The following is a 3,827-nucleotide window of genomic DNA, read 5'->3' as shown; positions in this document are numbered from 1 at the left end:
GTTGTGGCGCTGCCGTGAAGAACCTGTCCCATAGTGCATCCTTCCATTCCTGGGAAAACAATGCACCATCAAAATGCGGGATCAAACAGATAGTACCACCCATATTCTTGATCGACTTCTCGATCGCGCCGATCACCTCCGTCAGGGTGCGCAGGGTTCCGGCGCCGATGCCGTACGCCCAGCCGGTCACCAGAAACATGAGGACGATAAGGGTTATGAGGCCGCCCATGAATGGCGAGTTGCCGATCAGTTCGCCGGTGGTCGGGTTGCGCAGCGGCCCCCACGCCGGGATCGTCAGCAAGTAGAAGACCACGACCAGGCCGAGCAGTCCGAAGCCGGCGAAGCGTAAACCGCGTGTCTCCTGCTCCCCAAGCATGGCGCTCTGGTCGGTCGTGGTGCCCTCGGAGGCGCTCTCGGGACGATAAGTTCCAAGGCGTGGTTCGATGATGCGATCGGATATGAATGCGATGATCACCGTCAGAAACAGCACCGATGCAAAGGAGAACCAGAGGTTCGACGCCAGGCCGATCGATCTGGTGGGGTCGACGAGATGAGCCGCGTCATTGGTGAACTCGACGAGAACCGTGTCGAGCGGCTTTATCAGCATGTTGACGGTGAAGGCGGCGGCGACGGCGGCAAAACCCAGCGCCAGGCCGGCCAAAGGGTGCCGCCCGACAGCAAGGTAGGCGATGCCCGCGAGGGGGATCAGGACAAGGTAGCCCGCATCAGCGGCAATGCTGGCCAGTATGCCGACAAAGGCCAGGATGTAGGTGAGCGCCCAGTGAGGCGACACAATTACGAGCTTGTGGATCAGCGCGGTGACAAGGCCCGACTCCTCGGCGACGCCGGCGCCGATCATGGCGGCGATCATGAGGCCCACGGCGGTAAAGGCCATGAAGTTGGGAACGAGCGACTCGTACATGAAGCGAATGCCGTCCGCGTTGATCAGACTGCGTATTTCCGTGCTCGCAATCTCGATTTCGTGCGTGTCCGAATTGATGCGCTCGAAGCTGACCGCCGCGCCCAACATGCCCAGCACAGCTGATAACGCGATGACAATTGCAATCAGGATCAGGAAGATGACGACCGGATGAGGAACCATGTTCCCCACTCGTTCGACACCGTCGAGGAATCGTTGCATTGCGGTTTTTGGAGCCGCGTTCGCGGTGGACATATCTGCCTTCCTCCCCATTGGAACAGCTGCGGCGGGCTACGGCTCCGAGATCGCCCTCTGGGCAATGCCTTGAGCTTAGCTCTCCATGGCAGCGAGTCATGAGCGCAGAATCCAAAAACCTTGGCCGTCTGTCCCGAAATCAGTGTGGCAATCTTTTCACAGGGATTGTCCTGCCAACGAAAATTCAAGATTGGGATGATCCGCGCAGACTTTGGACTTTGAGCCGATGCGGAGGGGTGGCGGCTATTGCTAGTCTCGCTCGGTTCCGGAAGAGCCGCGAGCCGTTGGTGCGCTTTGGTAGGAGTTTCCATGAACACCCCTCGGAAAATGAGTACCTGAACACTGCGGTCGCAAAAGCACAGCTGATCCTCATTCGGCCAGCGTGTTCTTGTAGATGACGCCGTCCTTCATGATGATCTTGAAGTTGTTGGCAGGATCGGCCACGAGGTCGATGTTTTCCAACGGATTGCCTTCGACGAGCAGGAGATCGGCAAGAGCACCTTCCTCGACGAGACCGAGCTTTCCCGGATAGGGGTTGCGTTTGCCGGAAAGCGCCAGCAGCTCGGCGTTGGTCCCGGTCGCCATGGCAAGCGCTTCGGCAGGTGTGTACCAACGGACAAGCGAGGCCAGAATTGCCCCCTGCTGCTGCGCCATCGCGCGGGAGAACAGGACATCCGTACCCCACGCCGTCTTGATCTTGTACTTCTTCGCCAGCTCGTACGTCCGGCCGATGCCGGGCCATACCTCGTCCGCCTTGGCTCGCTCGACCGAACCCTCCCGGAGGCCTGTCCTCATCAATTCATGAAGCGGCTGCAAGCTAAGCCAAATGCCTTTTTCTGCGATCAGCTTGGCGTCTGCCTCGCTCATAAGGAAGCCGTGTTCGATGCACTTCACACCGGCTGCAATAGCCATTTCGATCGCTTCCGGCGTGAAGGCGTGCGCGGCCACGTAGGTGCCCCAATTCTCGGCAATTTCAACGGCAGCCCGCAATTCGGGCGCGGTGAAGGTGGTGACGTCGAGCGGGCTGAAGGGTGAAGACACGCCGCCGCCCGCCGTCAGCTTGAGCAGCACAGCCCCCTGCATGAACTGCTCGCGGGCACGCAAACGCGCCTCGTCGGGGCTGTCCACGACCATGGCGGCGCCGGTCCCCTCCATGGGTGTGAACAAGCCGCCGATCCTCCGAGGCAGGTCGCTGAGCTGACGGAAATCCCCATGCCCGCTGGTCACGGTGATCATGGCGCCGGAAGGGTAAATGCGCGGTCCCACGATGATGCCACGGTCTATCGCGCGCTTGAGGCCGAACGCCGGCCCGCCTACGTCGCGGACGGTGGTGAAGCCGCGCATCAGCGTATCCGTCGCCTCGTCGCCGGCCGCGAGATTGGCGAAGCCGATGTCTTCCATCGCCTCTGCCGGGGTGGTCGCAATCAGCATCGCGTGCCAGTGCGCATCGATCAGCCCAGGCATCAGCGTTCGCCCGTTGCCGGCGATGCGCTCGGCGCCTTCGGCCTCGACGTGATCCGTTGAGATACGCGCGATCAAATTGCCCTGAACCAGCACGTTCGACGGAGAGCCGCTCCTTTTCCATCGAAGATGCGGACGTTCTCGAAAAGGATGTCATCGGCGCTGGCAGTCGCGCAAAATCCGACCGCGAGAGCTGCCGCAAGCCATTGCCGGCCTGAGAGGAGCCTCTTGAAAGCTGTGCGGGCAAGGGAGAACACGGCTGCTGCGTGGGACATGGCATGCGCCACAAACCTGACTTCGACCAATTCCGGCAGTTCGCTAGATTTGTGATGCATGGCAATCATCCAGCTTCAGGTGTGGGTGGCTACGGCGCAGGAAGTCTCGCGTCTGCGTCTTGAGCGCCAAGACCGGGTGTTACGCCCTCCTGCTTGGCTGCCGTCATGGTCGGTTGCTTTGATTGCGTCGGACTATCTTGCGCACCATCAGCGCAGAGCCTATGGCGATGAGAACGATTCCGGCAGCGATGTATCCTGTCGACGCGGCTCTGTAACCTGACGCTGTCAGCAGAAAGCCCAGAACGACAAAGATCAACCCGCTGAGATTACCGATTAACAGGTTGGGTTTTTCACCCTCTACGGGCATGGCAATGCTCTCCGCCACTTGAGGCTGCCCGCAACCCAGCTTCGAGACTACTATGCTTAGGGCCCTCGGTCGAGTGCCAACAGATGCGAGGCACAACAAACTCCCATTATTTGGTTAACGGCAGTAATCACCGTTCCGAAGGAGATGGCAGCCCCCTGATGTCTGGACCTGATCCCGCGTTTGTCGAAGCACCTCTTCGCTAGGACTGCTCTCCCCAGATAGAACGCATTTGTGCGGCAGACCCTTGGCGTCGGGATTGGGTCATGAGCGTGAATTCGGTCAGGTCTAACGAACTTCCGGTAGGGGTCGACTCGTGACCTTGGTTGCTTTCGCCGCATCGGTGAGGGTGGCGCGAGGTATCACACAGGAACCGCAAGCGAATGTCGGTATCGGTAGTTGCGAGCCCCGCAACCAATCAATACAACAAAAACCATGCTAAACCAATAGGTTATAGGGGGGCATGGCCCCGAACTCGGGTTAACGCGCTTTCGCTGTTGTGGGTTGGCTGATTCCATGGGTGCTCGGTTGATTCGGAGCGCCCGCCATGACG

1 protein-coding gene and 1 pseudogene are annotated in these 3,827 nt (G+C 59.9%); both read right to left on the bottom strand.

The genetic code is table 11. The features are described from left to right. Positions 1-1,174: AbgT family transporter (locus GM910_RS26765; protein ID WP_159593925.1), on the bottom strand; the 1,174-nt coding region annotated here is incomplete at its 3' end. Between the two features lie 369 nt (positions 1,175-1,543). Beyond that, positions 1,544-2,970, bottom strand: a pseudogene (locus GM910_RS26760) (metal-dependent hydrolase family protein). Positions 2,971-3,827 lie beyond the last annotated feature (857 nt).

Origin of the sequence: Chelativorans xinjiangensis (assembly GCF_009812055.1) — a bacterium.
GTDB lineage: Bacteria > Pseudomonadota > Alphaproteobacteria > Rhizobiales > Rhizobiaceae > Chelativorans > Chelativorans xinjiangense.
The sequence above is the reverse complement of the archived record's forward strand: the minus strand, read 5'-3'. Positions and strand labels throughout refer to the sequence as shown.